At 58.8% G+C, this 21731-nt stretch carries 20 protein-coding genes and 1 pseudogene; 10 read left to right on the top strand and 11 right to left on the bottom strand.

The window, feature by feature from the left end; genetic code table 11:
* Window positions 1-133: pseudogene (locus BCS36_RS10065) on the top strand (IS481 family transposase); the annotation flags it as partial.
* Window positions 134-239: 106 nt separating this feature from the next.
* Here BCS36_RS10065 and BCS36_RS10060 read toward each other — a convergent pair.
* A complete protein-coding gene (locus BCS36_RS10060; protein ID WP_291302763.1) occupies window positions 240-704 on the bottom strand; it encodes a VOC family protein in 465 nt (154 codons plus the stop codon).
* 913 nt (window positions 705-1617) lie between these two features.
* Between BCS36_RS10060 and BCS36_RS10055 the strand changes: the two genes are divergently transcribed.
* Complete coding sequence (locus BCS36_RS10055; protein ID WP_291302762.1) at window positions 1618-1992, top strand: hypothetical protein; 375 nt, start codon at window positions 1618-1620, stop codon at window positions 1990-1992.
* A 1073-nt stretch (window positions 1993-3065) separates the two neighbouring features.
* On the opposite strand, the gene BCS36_RS10050 is transcribed toward BCS36_RS10055, so the two are convergent.
* The 5 genes from BCS36_RS10050 to BCS36_RS10030 form a co-directional block, all read right to left on the bottom strand.
* The gene (locus BCS36_RS10050) at window positions 3066-4277 is read right to left on the bottom strand and encodes a saccharopine dehydrogenase family protein (RefSeq protein ID WP_291302761.1); all 1212 of its coding nucleotides are present in this window, start codon (window positions 4275-4277) and stop codon (window positions 3066-3068) included.
* A gap of 645 nt (window positions 4278-4922) precedes the next feature.
* Window positions 4923-6353: a histone deacetylase gene (locus BCS36_RS10045; protein ID WP_291302760.1), complete on the bottom strand. Its 1431-nt coding sequence runs from the start codon at window positions 6351-6353 to the stop codon at window positions 4923-4925.
* Window positions 6346-6687: a hypothetical protein gene (locus BCS36_RS10040; protein ID WP_291302759.1), complete on the bottom strand. Its 342-nt coding sequence runs from the start codon at window positions 6685-6687 to the stop codon at window positions 6346-6348. Before BCS36_RS10040 ends, BCS36_RS10045 begins: the two co-directional genes overlap by 8 nt.
* 441 nt (window positions 6688-7128) lie before the next feature.
* A complete protein-coding gene (tmk, locus tag BCS36_RS10035) occupies window positions 7129-7782 on the bottom strand; it encodes a dTMP kinase (RefSeq protein WP_291302758.1) in 654 nt (217 codons plus the stop codon).
* The gene (locus tag BCS36_RS10030; protein WP_291302757.1) at window positions 7758-8789 is read right to left on the bottom strand and encodes an HD domain-containing protein; all 1032 of its coding nucleotides are present in this window, start codon (window positions 8787-8789) and stop codon (window positions 7758-7760) included. Before BCS36_RS10030 ends, tmk begins: the two co-directional genes overlap by 25 nt.
* A gap of 108 nt (window positions 8790-8897) precedes the next feature.
* On the opposite strand from BCS36_RS10030, the gene surE reads away from it, so the two are divergent.
* The 3 genes from surE (at window position 8898) to gap (ending at window position 11987) form a co-directional block, all read left to right on the top strand.
* On the top strand, window positions 8898-9665 hold the full coding sequence (gene surE / locus BCS36_RS10025) for a 5'/3'-nucleotidase SurE (RefSeq protein ID WP_291302756.1): 768 nt from the start codon (window positions 8898-8900) through the stop codon (window positions 9663-9665).
* 362 nt (window positions 9666-10027) lie between these two features.
* Window positions 10028-10954, top strand: coding sequence for a class II fructose-1,6-bisphosphate aldolase (gene fba, locus BCS36_RS10020; protein ID WP_291302755.1), 927 nt, complete (start codon window positions 10028-10030; stop codon window positions 10952-10954).
* A gap of 31 nt (window positions 10955-10985) precedes the next feature.
* The gene (gene gap, locus BCS36_RS10015; RefSeq protein ID WP_291302754.1) at window positions 10986-11987 is read left to right on the top strand and encodes a type I glyceraldehyde-3-phosphate dehydrogenase; all 1002 of its coding nucleotides are present in this window, start codon (window positions 10986-10988) and stop codon (window positions 11985-11987) included.
* 437 nt (window positions 11988-12424) lie between these two features.
* Here gap and BCS36_RS10010 read toward each other — a convergent pair whose 3' ends face one another.
* The gene (locus BCS36_RS10010) at window positions 12425-13384 is read right to left on the bottom strand and encodes a TIGR01777 family oxidoreductase (RefSeq protein ID WP_291302753.1); all 960 of its coding nucleotides are present in this window, start codon (window positions 13382-13384) and stop codon (window positions 12425-12427) included.
* A gap of 87 nt (window positions 13385-13471) precedes the next feature.
* Between BCS36_RS10010 and BCS36_RS10005 the strand changes: the two genes are divergently transcribed.
* Window positions 13472-13792, top strand: a complete 321-nt coding sequence (locus BCS36_RS10005; RefSeq protein ID WP_291302752.1) for a hypothetical protein — start codon at window positions 13472-13474, stop codon at window positions 13790-13792.
* Between the two features lie 36 nt (window positions 13793-13828).
* On the opposite strand, the gene BCS36_RS10000 is transcribed toward BCS36_RS10005, so the two are convergent.
* On the bottom strand, window positions 13829-14290 hold the full coding sequence (locus BCS36_RS10000; RefSeq protein WP_291302751.1) for a nuclear transport factor 2 family protein: 462 nt from the start codon (window positions 14288-14290) through the stop codon (window positions 13829-13831).
* 221 nt (window positions 14291-14511) lie between these two features.
* On the opposite strand from BCS36_RS10000, the gene cysK reads away from it, so the two are divergent.
* From cysK to BCS36_RS09980, 4 genes are all read left to right on the top strand, one after another.
* The gene (gene cysK, locus BCS36_RS09995; protein WP_291302750.1) at window positions 14512-15435 is read left to right on the top strand and encodes a cysteine synthase A; all 924 of its coding nucleotides are present in this window, start codon (window positions 14512-14514) and stop codon (window positions 15433-15435) included.
* A gap of 289 nt (window positions 15436-15724) precedes the next feature.
* The gene (locus BCS36_RS09990; RefSeq protein ID WP_291302749.1) at window positions 15725-16699 is read left to right on the top strand and encodes a chemotaxis protein; all 975 of its coding nucleotides are present in this window, start codon (window positions 15725-15727) and stop codon (window positions 16697-16699) included.
* A gap of 16 nt (window positions 16700-16715) precedes the next feature.
* A complete protein-coding gene (locus tag BCS36_RS09985) occupies window positions 16716-16853 on the top strand; it encodes a hypothetical protein (RefSeq protein ID WP_291302748.1) in 138 nt (45 codons plus the stop codon).
* A 538-nt stretch (window positions 16854-17391) separates the two neighbouring features.
* Window positions 17392-18669: a DUF4910 domain-containing protein gene (locus BCS36_RS09980; protein ID WP_291302747.1), complete on the top strand. Its 1278-nt coding sequence runs from the start codon at window positions 17392-17394 to the stop codon at window positions 18667-18669.
* Window positions 18670-19361: 692 nt separating this feature from the next.
* Here the strand turns inward: BCS36_RS09980 and BCS36_RS09975 are convergent.
* The 3 genes from BCS36_RS09975 to BCS36_RS09965 all read right to left on the bottom strand — a co-directional run bounded on the left by BCS36_RS09975 (window position 19362) and on the right by BCS36_RS09965 (window position 21480).
* A complete protein-coding gene (locus tag BCS36_RS09975) occupies window positions 19362-20054 on the bottom strand; it encodes a DVU0298 family protein (protein WP_291302746.1) in 693 nt (230 codons plus the stop codon).
* 458 nt (window positions 20055-20512) lie between these two features.
* Entirely contained in the window at window positions 20513-21112 is a 600-nt protein-coding gene (locus BCS36_RS09970) for a lysine exporter LysO family protein (RefSeq protein WP_291302745.1), read from the bottom strand.
* Window positions 21109-21480: a LysO family transporter gene (locus BCS36_RS09965; protein ID WP_291302744.1), complete on the bottom strand. Its 372-nt coding sequence runs from the start codon at window positions 21478-21480 to the stop codon at window positions 21109-21111. The genes BCS36_RS09970 and BCS36_RS09965 overlap by 4 nt, the downstream gene beginning before the upstream one ends.
* Between the last annotated feature and the right edge of the window lie 251 nt (window positions 21481-21731).

Here is a 21731-nt window from a genome sequence, read left to right as displayed (position 1 = left end):
CCTGGATGACTGGATAGCCCACTACAACACAGAGAGAACCCATCAAGGCAAAATGTGCTGCGGCAGAACGCCCATGCAAACACTCATTGAGGGAAAAAATCTCTGGCAAGAGAAGGTCGGACAGCTTAATTAATCGGACAGGCAACGCCGTCAAAACGGAGTGACTGTCAGATCAAGTCTAAACTAGTACATTTCAGCCAAGGCAGAGGGCTTCCAGCACTTTTTTTGCTTTGCCGGGCTTATTCCGCACTGCTTTCTTTACGCTTCTTCCAACTCTGTACCTCGATGATATTTCCTTCTGGATCTTTTGCATATGCAAAAGTCCCGGTGCCCAATGTGTCGTATTCTCTGCTGACTATTTCCCCCACAAGCTCGCCGCCCTCGCTAAGCAGTAAATTAATCGTATCAGCGACATTTTCTACTTCAAAAGCAATATGCGAAAAACCGTGGAGGTTCAGCTTTGGCTCTCCTGAAATTGAAGTATCATAGCTGAATATTTCGAGAGTCGGACCCTCATCGCCGTATCCTGGCAACCTCAGATGTTCGCCGACGATATGAACATCCGGCATGCCTGTCAGGCGTTCTAACCATGCACCTTTCAAATCCCGTTCAGGTGGAACGGGCTTGCATCCAAATACTTTTTGATAAAATAGCGAAAGAGATCGCCAGTTTTTGGCGATGAGATTTGTATGTGCATAACGCATGATAAGTGCCCTTTCTCCAGGTTGTCAGACAAGCTTTGTGCTATGAACACCAGTAAGATTTTAGGCAATCGAGCAAGACCTGTACAGTGGCCATATCGGACTCATACGAATAACTCCCGTGTTTTGGCCTGATCGTAAGGCTGCTCTTTTTCATTTTGCAGCGCCAGGCGAATCTGCCTTTTGACTTTATTCAGCCTGCGCGACTGTTGGAGGTCGGTGAAATCCTTAAAAAACAAAGCAGAGCCTGCCCTTTGAGATGTGGTCTTTATGCCCTGCGGGCACGGAGCTTTTTCACTTCTGTTGTTTTGTCCGCCTGCGCGGCGGGCGGCAAAGGGGGCCGGTTATGGGGCTGCGCCCCCTTCTCGGCCCCCCTTGCATCCCCCCCGAAGCACCCCGCTGGGGCTTTCCACGTTCCGTCATTTCGCGAGGGCTGCGCGGCCCTTGCTGCGGGAGCTTCCTCGCTTTGCTCGGCGATCTCCTTGCGCGCCGCGCAATGCCAGCGTGCGGTTTCGTCCTGAATGAAAGATTGGAAAGGGCGTCGCACTGGCAGTGAAAAGGTTCAGGAATGGCGGCTGGTTGTTGGGGAAAGGTCCGTTGCGCCGAAGGGCCTGAATTTTGGGGCTGGTCTTTGAGATGCGTGGGCAATGCTCTGCTGTTGGGGTTACGTAGGGGTGCGGGGGGCAATGAAGCAGGTCTGTCCTTTGAACGGCGGGTGTTATGCCCTGCGGGCACGGAGCTTTCTCTTTTCTTTAATTTTGGCCGCCTGCGCGGCGGGCGGCAAAGGGGGCCGGTTATGGGGCTGCGCCCCCTTCTCGGCCCCCCTTGCATCCCCCCCGAAGCACCCCGCTGGGGCTTTCCACGTTCCGTCATTTCGCGAGGGCTGCGCGGCCCTTGCTGCGGGAGCTTCCTCGCTTTGCTCGGCGATCTCCCTGCGCGCCGCGCAATGCCAGCGTGCGGTTTCGTCCTGAATGAAAGATTGGAAAGGGCGTCGCACTGGCGGCATGAAATCTCAGGAATGGCGCATGACTGTGGAGTACAGATCATTGTGGCGAAAGATTTGGGCCATGAGGCTGGCTTTGAAATGGAAAAATTGCGCTCACGGGTGTGGCGGCTTTTTTCATTGAACTTAAACTGCCTGCGCGGCAGGGTGGAGGGACTGCCGCAGTTGGCGCTTAAAGAGTGCAAAGGCGGGCTTATTCTTTGGGAAGTAGCTTCTGTGTCCTGCGGAAACGGCGGCTTTTCGTTTACTACGTTTTGGCCGCCTGCGGGGCCCAACTTACTGAAATAAAAGATAAGGAATAATATATAGATCGTCGTTACAAGCCGCCTTTTGGAACAATCAGACACCATTTGCTGAAATTTCTTATAGCCAATGAGACGTCCTTCAGTTTTCCATCCAGGGCGAATCTGCACGCTGGCATTGCGCGGCGCGGAGGGAGATCGCCGAGCGCAGCGAGGAAGCTCCCGCAGCAAAAGCCGCGCAGCCCTCGTGGAGTGGCGGAAACGGGAAGGCCCTTGAAGGCTAGCCCGTGGGAGTGGGGATACACGACAAGCCCAGCGGGGTCGTCCGGGGGGAGTGCAGAGGGGGCCTCGGAGGGGCGGCAGCCCCTAACAGGCCCCCATCTGCCGCCCGCCGCGCAGGCGGCCCAAGCAACAGAAAAAGAAAGCTCCCGTGCCCGCAGGGCGCAAGAGCTACCTCTCAAAGGACAAACCCTGCTTAACTCTCCCAAGGAATACCGGCAGCGCAAGCCCACCTACCCATCTGCCGCCCGCCGCGCAGGCGGCCCAAGCAACAGAAAAAGAAGGCTCCCGTGCCCGCAGGGCGCAAGAGCTACCTGTCAAAGGACAAACCCTGCTTAACTCTCCCAAGGAATACCGGCAGCGCAAGCCCACCTACCCATCTGCCGCCCGCCGCGCAGGCGGCCCAAGCAACAGAAAAAGAAGGCTCCCGTGCCCGCAGGGCGCAAGAGCTACCTGTCAAAGGACAAACCCTGCTTAACTCTCCCAAGGAATACCGGCAGCGCAAGCCCACCTACCCATCTGCCGCCCGCCGCGCAGGCGGCCCAAGCAACAGAAAAAGAAGGCTCCCGTGCCCGCAGGGCGCAAGAGCTACCTGTCAAAGGACAGGCCTGGGTTTCTTCTCCCTGAAGTCGTAGCTACGCAACCTGCCGGCCACAAAAGAAAAATCTAAAAGAAGAAAATCTAAAAGAAGAAAAAATGAAAGGCCGCCCACCCGTAACCGGGCAAACAGCCTTTCAAAAAAACAGACGTATTTTTCAGCCTTTGAAGCGCTACGCAGGGATGTAGTCTCTCGTAGCCTTAACGATGCATCCTCGCGGGCACTTCAATCGTGAGAAAAAACTAGATTTTCCCCGTCACATCCACGCACTGCCAGGGCAGCCCGTATTTGCCCAGATCCTTGAGGAAGGGATCGGGATCAAACTGCTCCATATTCCACACGCCGGGCTTGCGCCACGTACCCTCAGCCACCATCTTGGAGCCGATCATGGCGGGCACGCCCGTGGTGTACGAGATAGCCTGCGAGCCCACTTCGGCATAGCACTCTTCGTGGTCGCAGATGTTGTAGATATATACGGTTTTTTCCTTGCCGCCGCTGATGCCGCGCATGAGGTCGCCGATGCAGGTCTTGCCCTTGGTCAGGGGGCCGAGCGAGGACGGATCAGGCAGCAGCTTGGCCAGGAACTGGATGGGCACAATGTCCTGCCCCTGGAAGTTCACGGGGTCAATGCGGGTCATGCCCACATTACCGAGCACCTTCAGGTGGTTGAGATAGTTCTCCGAGAACGTCATCCAGAAACGGGCGCGGCGCAATCCCTTGAGGTTCTTGACCAGGGATTCCAGCTCCTCGTGGTACATGAGAAAGCACTTTTTGCCGCCGATGCCGTCGGGGAAATCAAAATTCATTGACCAGGACAGCGGATCGGTCTCCACCCATTCGCCCCGCTCCCAGTAGCGGCCGCGCGCGGTCACTTCACGGATATTGATTTCAGGGTTGAAGTTGGTGGCAAAGGGCTGGCCGTGGTCACCGGCATTGCAGTCGATGATGTCGAGCACGTGCACTTCGTCCAATTCGTGCTTCAGGACCCAGGCGGCAAAAACGTTGGTGACGCCGGGGTCAAAGCCGGAGCCGAGCAGGGCGGTGAGCCCGGCTTCGCGGAAGCGCTCCGCATAGGCCCACTGCCATTTGTATTCAAACTTGGCGGTGTCCAGCGGTTCGTAGTTGGCCGTGTCCACATAGTGCACGCCGCATTCAAGGCAGGCGTCCATAATGTGCAGGTCCTGATAGGGCAGGGCCACGTTGCACACAAGGGCGGGCTTGACGCTGCGGATAAGCGCGCAGAGTTCGGGCACGTTGTCCGCGTCCACCTTGGCGGTGGCAATGTCCACGCCGTAACGCGCCTTCACGCTTGCGGCGATGGCGTCGCAGCGGGCTACCGTGCGGCTGGCAAGGGTTATCTTGTCAAAAGTGCCGCCTTCCTTGGCCACCTGGGCGCATTTGTGGACAACCACGCTCCCGACGCCGCCCGCGCCGATGATAAGGATATTCGCCATAGCTCTTCCCTCTCAGCAAGATAGGGGGTCAAAAGAAAATCCGTGCGGCTGCGCCGCCCGGTCACGTCCCATCACACAAAAAGCGCCTGTGACCGCTAGGGCCATTACGGGCGCAAAGTCCGGCTATATGCCTGCAAAGACCGGATCAGTCAACCGGATTCTACGGATCATGCACGGTCTTTATTCGTGGGCAGGCATACTGTCATCTATAGCATTTTCGCATTGAGAATATACATTCTCAATACTTCCAAGACGCCCGCTTCGGCGCGTAACAGCGCAAATAAATAGCGGTGTTGTCTTCGCGGCAGCCGTTCCCGCAGGGCTTACGGATGGCGACAGCGATTGTATGGGGCAAGCCGTGTCGTTACGCGTGCTGTCTTCAAGAGTAGCTTCCTGTGTCACAACGCTTGAAGCATCCGTAAGCCCCGTGGGCAACGGCTGAAGCTGCGTTTGCGCCTCTGCGCCGGGCGTCTGCTCACGCAGCCGCCAGAGCAATTTCAAAGTGAAATCACTCTGAAAATTCAAAGCGCGCCCCGCAAAGAGGACGCCCCGACCCATACCGCATAATGTGCGTAAGGTCGCGCGGGCCTGAAAGCTGGTCGTTGTCATGCCCGCAGGCTCCCGTAAGCCCGCAGCTGGCCGTTGCTACGTCCGCAGGCGTTCGTGTTCGGCGGCTGGCAAAAGGCCAGCTGCGTCGCCGTCCAGCAGCAGCACGTGGGCATAGCGTCCGGTCTTGCGGGCCTCGGCGGCAAGCTCCTGCCCCTTGGCCCGGCAGGCCGGGCAGGCATGGCGCGGTATGAGCAGGCAGAGCGAGCGGGCCACGCGATCCGACGCCGTTTCAATGCGCCCGAGGCCGGAGCAGTCCGTGCAGAGCCGCCATCCTTCTGTCTGGCCCTCGCTGATCATGTCTGTATCATAAAAAATATGCTTTTGCCGAACCCACCAGCGGTCCTGACCCCGGCCTTCCACCCGGCCCTCAAACGGTTCGGCGGGCGGATTGAAATAGCAGTCGCGCACCTGCCCGCACAGGCGGGCAATGTACTGTCCCACCTTTGGGTCCTGGCGCGTGGCTTCCGGCGTCCAGCCCGGCTCGCGGATGTCGCCAGCGTCCAGCCCCGCCAGGGCCATGCAGATGCCCAGATTGACGTAGGGCAGAGCGCCGCGGATGGCATAACCGCCCTCAAGCACCGCCACATGGGGATTGAGCAGTTTTGTGAGGGCCGCGTAGCCCTGCGCCGACAGCTTCATGTTGGCCAGAGGATCGGTGAAGTGGTTGTCCTGCCCGGCGGAATTGATGATGAAGTCCGGCCTGAAGTCATTGAGAATGGGCAGCACCGCGTGTTCCACGGCGTAAAGATAGCCTTCGTCCGAGGTTTCCGGCGGCAGGGGAATGTTGATGGTGCGGCCAAGAGCGCCGGGGCCCCCGCATTCTTTAAGAAAGCCCGTGCCGGGATACAGGGTGCGCCCGTCCTGATGCAGGGAAATGAAGAACGTGTGCGGGTCGTTCCAGAACACGTCCTGAGTGCCGTCGCCGTGGTGCACGTCCGTGTCCACAATGGCGATGCGCAGGGGGCGGCCGTCGGGATGCGGGTAGGCGTCACGGATGTACTCCACCATGACGGCTTCGTTGTTGATATTGCAGAAGCCACGGTTGCCGTGCACCACGCGCATGGCGTGATGCCCCGGCGGGCGCACAAGGGCAAAGGCGCGGTCTTCGTGCCCTTCGAGCACAAGGCGGGCCGCGCGTATGGCTCCGCCTGCCGCCGCCAGGTGCGAATCCGTGCTCACGGCGCGAACCGTGGGCAGGCAGAAGTGGGCACGCTCAAGCTGCGCGCGGCTGGCGAAGGCCGGGCGGTATTCCGTAATGCCGGGAATATCGAACAGTCCTTCTTCCACAAGCTGGTCGCGCGTGTAGAGCAGGCGCTCTTCGCGCTCGGGATGGGTGGCGGAGATGGCCCAGTCAAAAGCGGGAAAAAAGACCACTCCCAGCCGTTGTGCGGCACGGAATGCGGCCTTTGTGTCCACCAGCGGAGAACTGTGGGTTGCCGGGCGTTGCCCGGCCCACGGCTCAGTCATCATTTTCGTCCAGCGCGTCAAAGATATCGGCTCCGTAGCGGGCGTAGGTCACCATGCGGCCCATCTCGGCCAGGCCCAGCGAATAGGCCAGGTTGTTGCCCGCCACGGCCACGAAGAGCAGGCCGTTTTCGTCATACATGGCAAAGAGGCCGCCGTGCCCTTCTTCCTTGCGGAAGGCCACGCAGTACATGAGTTCCGGGTCGCCCAGAATACCGGCGGCCGTGTGGTTGACCGGGGGTTCGGGCAGGGCGAATTCAAAGCCTTCGGCCCCGTCTGCACGGGGAATGAAATGCAGCTTGGCACCTTCGATCTTGAGGTCGTAAAATTCTTGCATGGTATTCTCCCCGTCAGACGGATTGTAAACAGGTCATGTGACAGAATTGTTATGGCCGACGCTCATGGCGCGGGGCAAAATATCCGCGCTGCCGCGCTGCCGCGCTGCCGCGCTGCTTGAGATGCGGCCATGGTGATGACGGCCGTGTTGAGCAATGGCTTCCCGATCTTACACTGGGGGCTGCGTGGGCATCCGCCCGCTGTGAAGACGTCCGCGCGGCTCGCCTGTGTTTGCTGACCGAAGCGGGCGTCTTCAACCCCTGAGAATGCGGATTCTCAGCGGCGCTCCCTGTTAGAGCGCATTACCCTTGAAAAGGGGCCAATGCTCTACTGCTGCACGAGGGTGCAGCTCGCCGCAACGCGGCGTGGACTTTGCCGAAAAAGCGCATTTTTCGGCAGAATGATAATGTTGCAATGTGGAACATTCCAACGGTGCTCTGATCTAATCAAGCCCTCTGCCACGGCTGCGCAGATGCGCCTCAATGGCCGAGCGGCACTGAAGCACCACGTCTTCGGGCGGCTGCGAGGCGTCAATGATGGCAAAGCGGTCAGGCTCTTCTTCCGCCAGGGCGCGGTAGCCCTGGCGCACGCGTTCATGAAAATCCAGGCTTTCACTGTCAAAGCGGCCTTCGGCAATGACTATGCCTGTGGCGCGGTTGCGTTCCCCGGCGCGCACCAGCCCGCAACGCACGGGCAGGTCCAGCAGCAGGGTCAATTCCGGCTGGAGTCCGCCAGTGGCCGCCTGGTTGAGGCCGCGCAGATATTCGATATCCAGCCCGCGCCCGTAGCCCTGGTAGGCCAGTGTGGAATCCGTGAAGCGATCGCAAAGCACCACCTGCCCGGCTTCAAGAGCGGGATTGATGACTTCTGACACGTGCTGGGCGCGGTCAGCCAGAAAAAGAAACAGCTCGGCCCGGCTGCAAAGCCCTGTGGTGCGGACGTCCAGCAGCAAAGACCGCAGACGTCGGCCAAGGGCGCTGCCCCCCGGTTCTCTGGTGGTGACGGGGTCGTATCCGTGGGCTTGCAGGTACTCCACAAGAAATTCAATGGCTGTGGATTTGCCCGCGCCCTCTATACCTTCAAAAGTGATAAACATTCTTCTTTGACCGCCTTTTTGCGGGTTGCGGGGGCGGCTTTTTCCGGTGTTCGCGCTGCCCGGTATACGGGGCGTCCCAGGGTGGCCTGCCAGGGGGTCCAATCCTGCCCCTCTTCGTCCAGTTGGGCGAAAAGACCACGGCACTGGGCCATCTTGGCGTCCAGATTGTCGGCATAGTGCAGGGCCATGGCCTCGGGCGTGTGGGGCGGGCGCACCGCGCCGAACTGGAGTTCGCCGTGGTGGCTCAGAATAAGGTGCTTGAGATGCCGCTGCAAAGGGTCTTCAAGGCCGGACTTGGCCATGAAGGGAGCCAGCATTTCTATGCCAAGCATGAGGTGGCCGAGCAGGCGGCCCTCATCGGTATAATCGTTGGCAAGACCGCCGGAAAATTCGCGTATCTTGCCGATGTCGTGAAAGAGCGCCCCGGCCAGCAGGGTCTGACGGTCCAGTTCCGGATACTGGTCGGCGATGCGGCGGCAAAGGGTGAAGACGCTCAGGGTATGCTCCAGCAGGCCGCCCACATAGGCGTGGTGCACGCCCTTGGCGGCCGGACATATCCGAAAAGCGGCCCGCAGTTCTTCGTTATTGAAGAAGCCCTGAACCAGTTTGCGCCAGGGCGCGTGGGTAAACTCGGTCTTGATGAGCCCGTCCAGTTCCTGAAGCATGTCGTCCAGCGGATAGGGGCTGGCGGGCATAAGGGCGGTGTGGTCCACGGCGGCGCTTTCGGCCTCATCGAGCAGGCGCATGTGCTCCACCGTGAGCTGTACCTGATCGCGGTAAAGCCCGGCGCGCCCTTCAACCCAGACAAGGGAGCCTGAGGGAATCTCGCTGAAATCAGCGCTCAGGGGGCTCCATATCTTGGCTTCCAGACTGCCGCTGGCGTCCGTCAGGGTAAGCCGCCAGTAAGGCCCGTTGCGGGACTGGCCCTGAGCCGCCTGACTGACGGCGAACAGGCCGCGCGCTTCTGACGCGGCGCTAATGTCTTTGACGTAACAACCTTTTTCCATATATCTTTCCAGGAGCGGCCAGCGCTCCGAGCTTTTGGGTCTCCGTAAACGGCGGCGGGCCGCAACGGGTCTATGGGCCGAATTTCCCTTCTTTCCGAGGTATTGTCAATGAACGTTCTCCTGACCAATGACGACGGCATCCGGGCCAGGGGCCTGCGTGCCCTGTACGCGGCTTTGATGGAAGCCGGGCACACGGTTTTCGTAGTGGCCCCCATGCGCCAGCAGTCCGGTGTGGGGCATTCGCTCACGGTCTTCGAGCCTGTGCGGGCCATGATGATTGAAGAGCCGGGCTTTACGGGCACGGGCGTTTTCGGCACGCCCACAGACTGCGTAAAGCTGGCCCTGGGGCGTCTGCTGCCCCAAAGGCCCGACCTTGTCATGTCCGGCATCAATGCCGGGGCCAACGTGGGGCCGGACATCCTGTATTCCGGCACCGTGGGAGCGGCCACTGAAGCCGCTCACGAGGAACTGCCCAGCATGGCCGTCTCGCACGACAGCTTCAGCCACAACACCGGCCCGGACGTGGACCTCATGCCCCAGGCCCGGCACGCGGTGGCTCTGGCCAGCCGCATCAACTGGGCTGAAGTGGGACGCCGCCGGGTCATCAATGTGAACTATCCGGCCTGCCCGCTGGAGGAGGCGCGTGAACTGCGCATCTGCCCCCAGACCAGCGCCGTGTGGAAAAACGTCTATCTTGAGCGTGAAGACCCAAGGGGCGTGCCCTACTGGTGGCTTGAGGGCGAAATTCCCGTGACGAGCATTGAGCCCGATTCGGACAAAGACCTGCTCAACCGGGGGCACATTACCATGACGCCCCTGAATTTCGAGTTTACGGATCACAGGGGCATGCGCGCCCTGACAAAGATGGGGCTTTAGCCCCCCCCCGCAGATACGCAGGGCGCATGGTCACGCAGGCTGGCAGGCAGCCGCGCCGCGTTGGGTAAAAGCCGTTTCGTGTTTTAGCACTCTATATATTTGTGTCGGTGTCGAATTGGCGGGGGGTATGCCCAAAAACGGCCATGGCCGCGTGCTTTCCGTGGAGGAAAAATCGTCAAGGTGGCCATGGATGCCCTTGTGGCGATGTTAAACCATTCCCCTTCGCGCAAATTTGGTGTATGTGTCTCTTGCTTGTGACGGGCGTTGTTGCTAGCCATGCTGTCTCGATGTCTGCACGGGCAAATGCCATTTAAACTTGAGTATTTCGGCAGCCTTTGCCGCAGAAAACCTCGGAGGAAGCCATGCCTCTTACCAATCCCAAAGAAATGTTTGCCGCCGCCTATGCCGGGGGCTATGCCATTGGCGCGTTCAACGTCAATAACATGGAAATAATCCAGGGTATTATGAGTGCTGCCTCCGAAGAAAAATCGCCTGTCATTCTTCAGGTGTCTTCCGGCGCGCGCAAATACGCGGGGCAGGTGTATATCATGAAGCTGGTGGAGGCCGCCCTGGCCCTTGACGCCAGTGTGCCCGTGGCCGTGCACCTTGACCACGGCCCGAGTTTTGAGATGTGCCGCGATTGCATTGACGGCGGGTTTACCTCTGTCATGATCGACGGTTCGCATCTGCCCTTTGAAGAAAACATCGCCCTGACCAAACAGGTGGTGGAATACGCCCACCCCCGTGGCGTGTGGGTTGAGGCGGAGCTGGGCAAGCTGGCAGGTATTGAGGAGCACGTGCAGTCTGACGAGCATGTGTATACCGACCCCGCCGAGGCTGTAGAATTTGTGGAACGTACGGGCTGCGACTCCCTGGCCATTGCCATCGGCACAAGCCACGGCGCGTACAAGTTCAAGGGCGAGGCCAAGCTGGATTTCGACCGGCTTGAAGCCATCAGCAAAAAACTGCCCGACTATCCCCTTGTGCTGCATGGCGCGTCCAGCGTGCCGCAGGAGTTTGTCGCCCTGTGCAACCAGTACGGCGGCAATGTGGGCGGCGCCAAGGGCGTGCCTGAAGACATGCTGCGCAAGGCTGCGGGTATGGGAGTGTGCAAGATCAATGTGGATACGGATATCCGTCTGGCTGTCACGGCCTGCATCCGCCAGCATCTTGCTGAACATCCCGAAGAGTTCGACCCCCGGTCCTATCTCAAGCCAGCCCGGGAAGCCGTCAAGAACATGGTGGCGCACAAGATCCGTAATGTGATGGGATCTTCAGGCAAAGCCTAGAACCACATAAGCCCTCGTCAAGGAGCGCAACATGCCCGTCAAACTGGGAATGAACGGTTTTGGCCGCATTGGCCGCTATCTGCTGCGGTTGCTGGCTGACGATCAGGATCTGCAAATCGTCGCCATCAACGCGCGCGTCGATAATGCCGCCCTGGCCTATCTTTTCAAGTACGACTCCACTTACGGCACCTTCGCGGGCAGCGTGGACCACGACGAGAACGGCATCATAGTCAATGGTCGCCACATCGCCGTAACCCGTTGCAAACACGGTGAATGGGAATGGAAGCGCCTGGACGTGAACATTGCCGTGGAGACGACGGGCACCATCAAGGACGGCGAGGGCCTTGCCAAACATCTTGCCTGTGGCGCTGAAAAGGTTGTCATATCCGCGCCTGCCAAGGATGTGGACGCTATGGTCGTTATGGGCGTCAATGATCATGTGTACGACTGCGTCAAGCACAAGATCATTTCAGCGGCTTCCTGCACCACCAACTGTCTGGCTCCTGTGGCCAAGGTGCTGCATGAGAAGTTCGGCATCCGTCACGGCCTCATGACCACCATCCACAGCTACACCATGAGCCAGCGCATTCTGGACGGTTCACACAAGGACTGGCGTCGCGGCCGTGCCGCCGCCGTATCTATGGTGCCTTCCAGCACGGGCGCGGCCAAGGCCGTGGGCATCGTGATGCCCGAACTTGAAGGCAAGCTCAACGGCATGTCCGTGCGTGTGCCCACCTTTGACTGTTCCCTTGTGGACCTGACCTGTGAAGTGGAGCGGCACTGCGATGCGGCGGCCGTCAACGAGGCCCTCAAGGCCGCCAGTGAGGGCTCTCTGGGCGTGCACATGGGCTTTACCGAAGAACCGCTGGTTTCCATCGACTTCAGGGGCAGCACGCACGGCGGCGTGGTGGATGCGCTCTCCACCCAGGTGCTCGACGGCACCATGGTCAAAGTGCTCATCTGGTACGACAATGAAGCTGGCTTTACCCATCAGCTGCTGCGCCTGCTGCGCATGGTGGGCGGCGCCTGCTAGAGCATTTGCGCTTTGAAATGCCAGGGCGGCGTGGACGTATAAGTCCGCGCCGCCCTTTTTTATGGCCGGGATGTACTGTTATTTTGCATTGCTTTGTGGGGGAGGAACCCTCTTTAGACCAGATTGCCTTTGAAATGTTTCACATTTCAAAGGTGTCATTCTGCCGAAAATGCGGTTTTCGGCAGAATCCACGCCACGTTGTGGCGCGCGGCACTCTCGTGCAGCGTTAGATCACTTAACCTTTAAAAAAGGTTAAATGCTCTAAAAAATGGTCGCCTCTCCCACGCCCTCCCCCCTCAAACTCTTATCGTGTTTTGGCATGGCGCAAAGAGTTCTTTGATCTGGTCGGGGCAAGAGGCTGCGCTTCCCGGGCATCACGTCATCTCACCGTGTATCTGGGCCATCTCCTTGTATTCTGCGTGGTGTGCGATGACAGATCAGGCGCGCCGCCTGAGCGTCTCGGCCAGAGCCTTATCAAGTTCAGGGCGCTGAAAGCTGTAGCCAGCGAGCGTGAGCCGGACAGGTAGCGATTTTTGCCCGTTCAAAACCAGTTCTTCTGCCATTTGCCCCAAGGCCAGACGGAGCACAAAGCCGGGAACAGGCAGCCACGACGGGCGGGAACAGGCCTTGCCCAGAGCGCGGGCGAACTGGCGCATGTCGACCTGGGCGGGGGCGCTTATGTTGAAAATGCCTTGCGCGTCTTCCCGCTCAAGCAGAAAGCGCACGGCGTGCGTCACGTCCGACATGTGTACCCAGCTCATGGGCTGGTGGCCGGAGCCGACCGGGCCGCCAAGAAAATACAGAAAGGGCGTCAGCATCCGTTCCAGAACCCCCCCCACGGCTCCTGAGGTTTTTTGCCCGATAACGGGCGAAAACCGCAGGATGCAGCGCCGCACGCCCAGCGTTTCTGCTGGGGCCGTGCTCTCTTCCCAAAGGCCGCACACATCTGCCAGAAAACCCTGCCCCCTGGGATGCGTTTCGTCGCAGCCGGGAGCCGTTGCGGCATCCTGCCACAGGCCATAATAGCCGCAGGCCGATGCCTGCAACAGGGCGCGCGGCAGGCGCAATCCCCTGCCGCGCATGGTTTGCAGCGCTGCGGTCAGGGCATGGCCCGCGTTGAGCCTGCTTTGGAGGATGGCTTGCTTTCGGGCGGCAGTCCAACGCCCTGCGCCGATATTTTCACCCTGAAGGTTTATCGCCGCATCAACATCCTGCAGCAGGGGAATCAGCCCTGCGGCGTCCATTCCGTCCCAGGCCGCGTACGCAAGGCCCGCTTTCGGGGGACGTCCGGCCAGATTGCCCCGCACGGCGGCGCAAACAGTGTGCCCCTGCTGCAAAAGGTGGGAGGTGATATGTGATCCCAAAAAACCAGTGGAGCCCAGAATAAGTATATGCATGGCTTGTCCTGTCGTGCGTAAGGTTCTGAGGCTGGGGCCGCCCCCTGAAGGTGGCGGGGGCAGAGGAGCGGCGCGTGGAGCGCGCCAGTGGATGCCTGCGGCGCGGGGCGCTGGAGCACGGCTGTGGGTGGGCGTGTGAGCGAGGCCGACTGTCAATGGAGCAGACTGTATGCCAGCCGGGCATCAGCCGGGCCGCAGTCCCCTTGCCGATGGCCTGGCCGACTGGCGGTGCTGCAAGCCCTGCCGACATGGCCGCAAGCCGACTGCCAGCAGGTCGGCGTCGGGCCTGCTGGTGTCCTTGCGGGCATCATAAACGGTATTGCCGCGTTTCTCCAGCCTGCCGGGCGAAAAAACAATAAAGGCGGCGCACGCCGTAAAAAAAGCCCCGTGGTGACGGGGCTTTGGTAGTATGGAAAACCGCCGGAGCGGCTAATGGGTCTTTGGCTACTGGATCTTGCAGTTGCCGTCCCTGCAGTCAGGGGTGGCGACCACGGGAGTGGCCTGGAACAGCACCACCTGTTCGCGGTTCTGGTTTTTCACAACCACGAGGGTAAAGCGCATGAGCCCTTCAGGCTGCGCAGGCTGGGAGATGCCCTTGAAATAACCGTTGCCCGTCATCAGGGTGGCGCCGCCGATCATCGTGGTGCGCACATTGGTGATGGTCAGGCGGTCAACCACCAGTTCCTTGTTTTTGATGGACTCGATAAAGTGCTCCTTGTCCTCGATATGCCCGCTGCCGGCGATGTGCCAGTAGTTGGGGGCCAGCAGGGTTTCAAGGGCGGGGATGTCGCCGGTCATGACCGCTTCGGTATACAGGGCTACTGTGTCGGCCTTGGCATGAGCCTGGCCGGCTGAAAGGCAAAGGAACAGAGTGCAGACAAGAAATGCGGATTTCAGAAAATTCATGGTATCCTCCGTCGTTATGCTGGGCCGGCATCTGCGGCGCAAGGCTGTTTCGCGCCGGGAACTGGCCCGGCATGTATATACAGGAAAGTTTGCCAATGCACGCGCTTTCCTCTATTCTCATGACCTGACTGTTAAGCAAAACGCTTCTGTTGTAAAGCTCCACCTGCCCATCTTACAGGATTTTCGGGGCGTTCCCTACGATAATATGAGGTTTTCTCGCCATGCTGACCAACATTCTTCAGGCTATTGGCAACACGCCTCTGCTGCGTCTGGGTCTTTCACAAGATCTGCCCGGCAAGGTCTGGCTCAAACTTGAAAATCGTAACCCCGGCGGTTCCATCAAGGACCGCGTGGCCTTTCACCTTATCGAAAATGCCCTTCAATGGGGTGAACTTGAGCCGGGTGGCCTTGTTGTGGAGGGCACCAGCGGCAACATGGGCATCGGCATAGCCCTGGTTTCGGCTGTTCGGGGCTTGCGTTGCGTGCTTGCCATGCCAGAATCCATGAGCATTGAGCGGCGCAACCTGCTCAAGGGCCTTGGCGCGGAACTGGTGCTTACCCCGGCTGCCAAGGGCATGACGGGCGCTGTTGAAGAAGCCCGCCGCATCGCCGAAGAGCAGGGCGGCTTTATCCCCGGCCAGTTCACCAATCCGGAAGCCGTGCAGGCCCACTACAAAACCACCGGGCCTGAAATTTATAGCGACAGCGTCGGCAAGATGGATGTGCTGGTGGCAGGCGTGGGTTCAGGCTCGTCCATCACTGGGGCTGGCCGCTTTTTGAAGGAGCGCATCCCCGGCTTCAAGGTCATTGCCGTGGAGCCGGAAGCCTCGCCCGTGCTTTCGGGCGGCAAGGCGTCGCCGCACCTCATTCAGGGCATAGGGGCAGGCTTTGTGCCCGCCATTCTTGACCGCGCCCTGCTGGACGAAATACTGCTGGCCGATGGTGAAGAAGCCCTGATCACGGCCCGCAAACTCATGCGTTGCGGCATCGTGACCGGCATATCCACCGGTGCCAACGTGGCGGCAGCCCTCAAAGTCGCCGCGCGCCCTGAAATGCAAGGGAAAAATATCGTCACCTTTGCCTGCGATACTGGCGAAAGGTATATGTCCACCAGGCTGTTCACCGATATGACGCAGCCAGCCTAGTCAGGCATGGGGCCGTCCTTTTTGGGCAGATCCCTTGCGGATGAAAGAGGACGGCCCGCTGGCCGTATCGACCGCTGCCAGCCCTGTGAACTGCTGGTGGCGAACCCCTGCATGCCTTCGGCGCAAGGCTCTGGCGCGGCGACAGACGCGGAAAACAGGTTTTTTATTTTTTTGTGAGGTAAATAGTTATTTTTTCCTGCCGATAAGTTTGGCAAGAAAAAGAGCTTTGAAACTGATTTTTCGCGTGCGGTACGTTACAGCGGCCCGGCCCGTTTAATGGAGTACTTTCATGGCGCAGACCAATATTTTGCTCGAAACCGGCACCAATGAACTCGAAATTGTGGAGTTCTACGTCAACCAGGACGGTTACGAGGCCCATTATGGCCTCAATGTGGCCAAGGTGGTTGAAATCGGCCGACGTCAACCTGTGACGGCCATGCCGGAAATGCGTCATAAAGCCCTGCTGGGCGCGTTTTTGCACCGCAATGGGCGCATCGTGCCGCTCATCGATATGGCGCGTTTTCTTGGCAGCGCTCCCATAACCAATGAAGACGCCAAGGTCATTGTGACGGAGTTCAACGGCGTCTGTACGGGCTTTCTTGTGTCCGGCGTCAACCGCATCTACAGGCTGAGCTGGACGGATGTTGAAGCTCCCGGCCAGTTTTTGCAGAACATGAGCCGCAGTTCCGTCACCGGCGTGGTTCGGCTTGAAGAGCGCGTCATATTTCTGCTGGACCTTGAAGCCATTGTGGCCGAGTTGCACCCGGCCATGGCCCTGCGTTTTGACACCGCCGACATGGGCGCTTCTGACGGCAAAACGTACACCATCCTGCATGTGGACGATTCCAGCAGCATACGCAGTCTGCTGCTGGACCTGCTCAACAAGGAAGGACGCTTCAAGGTGGAACAGCGCGTCAACGGGCAGGAAGCCTGGGACTATCTGCAAACCGTGCGCAATCGTTGCGAGGCGGAGAACCGCCCCATATCGGATTTTTTGCAGGGAATCATCACGGACATCGAAATGCCCGCCATGGATGGCCTTGCCCTGTGCAAGCGCATCAAGGAAGACCCTGTGCTCAAAAAGCTGCCCGTAGCCATCTTTTCCTCAATGATCAATGAGAGCCTTGCCAGAAAATGCGTTCTGGTGGGGGCGGACGCCCAGTATACCAAGCCCGACCTCAAGGCTCTTTCCGTCAAGCTGCATGAGCTTATCACCACGGTCTGGGGCCATCAGGGCGAGGACCAGAACCAGGGCGCAAGCTGAAAACAGCGCGAATCTGATGGCGCAGCCCCCCGGCTGTCGTCTGGCAAAGGCTCCCCGCATCCATAGGGGAGCCTTTGTCGTCATGAAGTTCCTGCGCTGCGAGCTGTCTGTCAGCCGCAGCCGCCCCGGCAGGCGCCGTGAAAATGCTCTTTAGACGGAGCATTACTATCCCCGCTGCGGCGGCTTTTGTTACAGATGTGTGACAGAGAGGGCGCGATTGCACCGGCGCGCCGCAAGGTCAGCCGCGCAATACTAAAAAAAAATAGCAATTCAGAAAGCCAGTTACAAAAACTAATTATTTCTTTTGGGCATATCATGCAAACAGTGCTGGACAATCAGCGGTCTTTTTGCTTCCGTATGCCCCGTATAGCCCCACATGTCGGGGAGATACACGGACTGGGGCAGACACCCCCCAGCCTTGAGAAACCCGATAGGCCCGGATGCCTGCACCGCAACGCGGCAGGGCTTCTGGCCGGATGTCGGGGTGAAGCAACGAGAGGAGAGCGGGCGAGAAGGTTCCGAACGGGGGCCAGCGCGCGCGTTGAGGCGGCCCATGTGGTCCGCCATCTGTGCAGGAGGGGAGATGCCGTTTTTGCTTTGCCACAATAGCACGCACAAGGCGGCTGGTTGTTTTACCATATTTTTACGCCCGCTCCCCCCACGGGCGGGCAAGAGACTACAAGGCTCTTCCCATGCCAAATCTGCACAGTTTACTTCAGCGGCTTTTTCCCATTTGCCGGAGCATTACCGGTAACGGTGTTCGGCAGACGCTTTCCATCCTCAAGGAAGAACTGCCGGGCCTGCAAATTCATGAGGTTCCGTCTGGCAGCCAGGTGTTCGACTGGACAGTGCCCGACGAATGGAACATCACCGGGGCACGGCTGACAGGCCCGGACGGCGAGGTTATCGCCGATTTTTCTCACAGCAATCTGCATGTGGTGGGCTACTCCGAGCCTGTGGACATTACGCTGTCCCTTGAAGATCTGCAGGAGCATCTCTACTCCCGGCCAGATCTGCCCGATGCCATCCCGTACGTAACGTCCTATTACGCCCGGCGCTGGGGCTTCTGCCTCAAGCACCGCGTACGCGAAAAGCTCAAGCCGGGCATGTACCACGCGGTGATCAAGTCCACGCTCGCGCCCGGTCATCTTACATATGGCGAACTGGTGCTGCCCGGGCAGAGCGAGAAGGAAGTTTTTCTTTCCACCTATGTGTGTCACCCATCCATGGCCAATAATGAGCTTTCCGGCCCTGTGGTGGCCACGGCTCTGGCGCGCTGGCTGCTGACCGCGCCGCGCCGCTACACCTACCGCATCGTTTTTGTGCCGGAAACCATCGGGTCCATTACCTATCTCAGCAAAAATTATCAGCAGTTGCGCGAGCGGGTGGTGGCCGGTTTCAACCTGACCTGTCTTGGAGACGATCGCGCCTATTCCTATCTGCCGAGCCGCAAGGGCAATACCCTGGCAGACAAGGTGGCCCTGCATGTGCTGCAACACTTTGCCCCGGACTTTGTGCGCTATACCTATCATGACAGGGGCAGCGACGAGCGGCAGTACTGTTCGCCAGGCATTGATCTGCCCCTGTGCAGCGTCATGCGCACCAAGTATCATGTCTTTCCAGAGTACCACACCTCGCTGGACGACTGCTCGCTGGTCACGGAAAAAGGGCTCCAGGGCGGCTTTGAAATAATGCGCAAGGTGCTTGAAGCAGTTGAAGAAAATGCGACGTACCAGTGCAGGGTTCTGTGCGAACCGCAACTGGGCAAGCGGGGGCTATACCCCACGCTGAGCACCAGATACTCCTGTACCGAGCAGGTCGATCTCATGATGGACCTGCTGGCCTATGCCGACGGAAGCATGACTTTGCTGGACGAAGCTGAAACCGTGGGCGCGGATATTTTCCGGTGCAGCGCCGTCATGCGGCAGCTTGAGGAACAGGGCGTGGTGAGCCGGAAGACAGAGGACTGAGCCGGGCTGGATAGATGTGACGGCTCCTTGGAGTGTTTTGTGGGGGAGGGACCCTTTTGCAAAAGGGCCCTCCCCCACGCCCCCACCCCCTAAAACTCCTGTTGCAGTTCTGCATGACGCAACGGATTTTCTGATCTGAAGCCAGTGACCCAGATAAACGTTTATCTGCACCAGGGCAGATTAACTTTGAGAATGTATGTTCTCGAGGTTTGCATGCAGCCGAAAAATATGATTTGCGACTGAATCCACGCCATGTTGTGGCGGGTCTCTGTCAGTAGCTTAAAAAATAGACGCCAGGGCGGCCGTGACGTGACGGGGCCTTGGCGTCTATTTTGCCGTGGCAGTCTGCGGTTGTGCGTAAAAAAGGGAACATTTGTGCGCAACTTAGATAATAAGCTGAAATTAAAGAATTTGTTTTGCACATAAGAAAGGGGTGACGTCGCGGATGTGCGCCTGTAACGGCCTTGGCGGCCAGCTTTGGCGCGTAAAGGCACAAACTGCGTTTGCGCGCTACGGCAAACAGCTGCTCCTGCATGTTCAGAGCAGGTTGCACGTTACACTGTTCTGGCGTGGGATACGCCGAGTATGGACGTGGTGGGACGCAGCATTGGCGTGTGAGCCGCCCAGGATTTTATGAAAGAAAAGTCCCCCTTTCGGGGGACTTTTTGTGGGCAGGGATTTTGCGAAAAAAATCAGGCAGTGAGTTTTTCCAGCGCATCGCGGGCAATCTGGCTGACGCTTTTTTCATACACGATATTGCCGTCAAAGAGTTCGCACTCTTCTTCAAGCCCGGCGTCAGCCAGACGGCGCAGGGCGGGCGCGTCCATAAGGTCCGGGGGCAACTGGCTTAAAGCCCAGGCGGCCATGCCCCGGCAGATGACATCCTGGTCTTCCAGCCCTTTGAGCAGCCATTTTCGTGCGCCAAGGCACATTTCGGGCCGTTCCTGCGCCAGTCGGCCTATGCCCCAGTAGCAGGAGCGCCGCAGAATGTCGTGGTCGCAAAAGTTGTCGTCATGGCCAAGGTCAATGATGTAGGAAATAAGAATGCGGTGAAAATCCTTGGCAAGGGGGGCGCTGGCGGCCAGAATTTCGGCAAAGGCGTTGGGGATGCCCCAGCCGATATTGCCGGATTCTTCATTGAGGTGCCACATGAGGCGGCGAATGATGTTTTTGGCGGCCTCGGGCTGGGTTTTGGCAAGCCGGGCCGTTACCTGCCCCAGGGCCACGGCGGCCCGGTGCATGGTTTGCGGGCCGAGCAAAAGAAAAGAAAATAGCGGGCCCACGTTTTCAAGGCCGCCCTGGGCTATTTCGTCAAGATGGCTGCGCCATTCCGGACTGTTGATGGAATCTTTCAGTTTTTGTTTGGCTGAGCGCATGCGGGCCATGATCCATATCCTCCAGAGGCTGTGTTCTGGCTCTTCACCTATACTTATGGTTTTTTACTCTCCTGGCAAGGCGACCAGTCACATTTCTTTTTTTCAGGTTCACGCGCTGCAGTGTTGCCTGTGCTTGCCGTTGTTGGCGTACAGCGTTTTTGATGAACAGTCTCAAAGAGACAGACACGCCCGCCGCAGCGTTCAGCAGCGCAGGCAAACTGCACGTACGCCTTTATGAATAGCGTCTGCTTCCGTAGCAGTAAAAAAATTTATTAATAAAAATCAGACAAATAAGCATTGCTGCGAAATGAGGTCTGGAAGGCGCTGTCTCTGAGCCCCTGCTTAGATCATAAAACTCTTTGTACTACAGTGGGATATACTAAGTGTTTTAGGGAGTGGGCGCGTGGGGGAGGGATTTTTTTTGCAAAAGGGTCCCTCCCCCACAAAGCATTTCATCTTGAACTTGCTCAAATACCGCAAAAAAACGTCACCCAGAACGGCACGCTGAAGTCCAGAACAAGGGCGTGCACAATGGATATGAACACCCACTGGTTGCCGGCGTAGCGGGTAATGACGGGCAGGGTGGTGTCGACGGTGGAAGCGCCGCCGCAGCTGATGGCCGCAGTGGGGCCCATAAAGCGCACCAGCAGCGGCGTAAAGAGCAGGGTGATGAGTTCGCGGAGGATATTGCTGATGAGGGCAATGGTGCCCAGTTCCGGCCCCTTGTACTGCGTGATGAAGATGGAAGAAAGGGAATAGTAGGCAAATCCCGCGCCCACGGCCATACATTCGGCAGCGCTGTATGCGAGAAAAAGGCTGACAAGGGCCGTTCCGGCAAAAGTGCCCACAGTGGTGGCCAGGGGCAGCAGCAGCACGCGGGGGCGCAGGCTGCGCAGCATTTCGCCAAGCCGCCTGTCCGACCCCATTGATATGCCCACAAGAATCATGAGCAGCCACAACATGAAGAGCGTCATGTCGTGTTCAATGAAGTAGTCGGGGATAAAGCCCATGCGGGCCAGCAGAACGCCAGCGCCGAAAAAAAACAGAATGACGAGACTGCCCTTCATGCCTGTGAACCCTCACGGCTGGCATGGCTGGCATGGCTGGAAGGAGAGGGCGCGCTCGCCTGGCCTCCGGCGTCAGGCCGAGGGGTGAGGGCATCGGGTTCCGGCGGCTGGCGGAAAAAACGGCGGATGCAGAGTACGCAGGCAAGAGAACCCGCGATGCCTGCCAGGGTAAGCACAACGGCAGCGCCGCCCAGTTTGGGCAGGGTCGCCATGAGGGTGCTGTTGCCGCCCACGGAAATGCCGAGGGCAAAGAGCAGCAGCATGATGGCCGGGGTGACGCAGCGCGTAAGCTTGGCGGCCAGCGGTCTGCCGCGCAGCAGAAGGCCCAGGGCAATGCCCAGAAACATGAGGCCGATGGCAATAAACACAGAATCCTCCGGAAACCGGAAAAAGCTTTTGCGGCGATCCGCACCGAAAAAAAACGGCGCAGAGCGGCGCGTGTTCTACAGGAGTTGGCGTGCCGCACGCTCGTGCAGCCTTTGAGCCTGTCCCTTTTTCAAGGGCAAAATGCTCCAGCACCCCTGCTTCAGATAAGAAAACCCGTTGCACTCTACTAAAATACACTAAAAGTTTTGGGGGGAGGGGGTGTGGGGGAGGGACCCTTTTACAAAAGGGTCCC

Origin of the sequence: Desulfovibrio sp. MES5, from assembly GCF_002237645.1 — a bacterium.
Lineage (GTDB): Bacteria > Desulfobacterota > Desulfovibrionia > Desulfovibrionales > Desulfovibrionaceae > Desulfovibrio.
The sequence above is the reverse complement of the archived record's forward strand: the minus strand, read 5'-3'. Positions and strand labels throughout refer to the sequence as shown.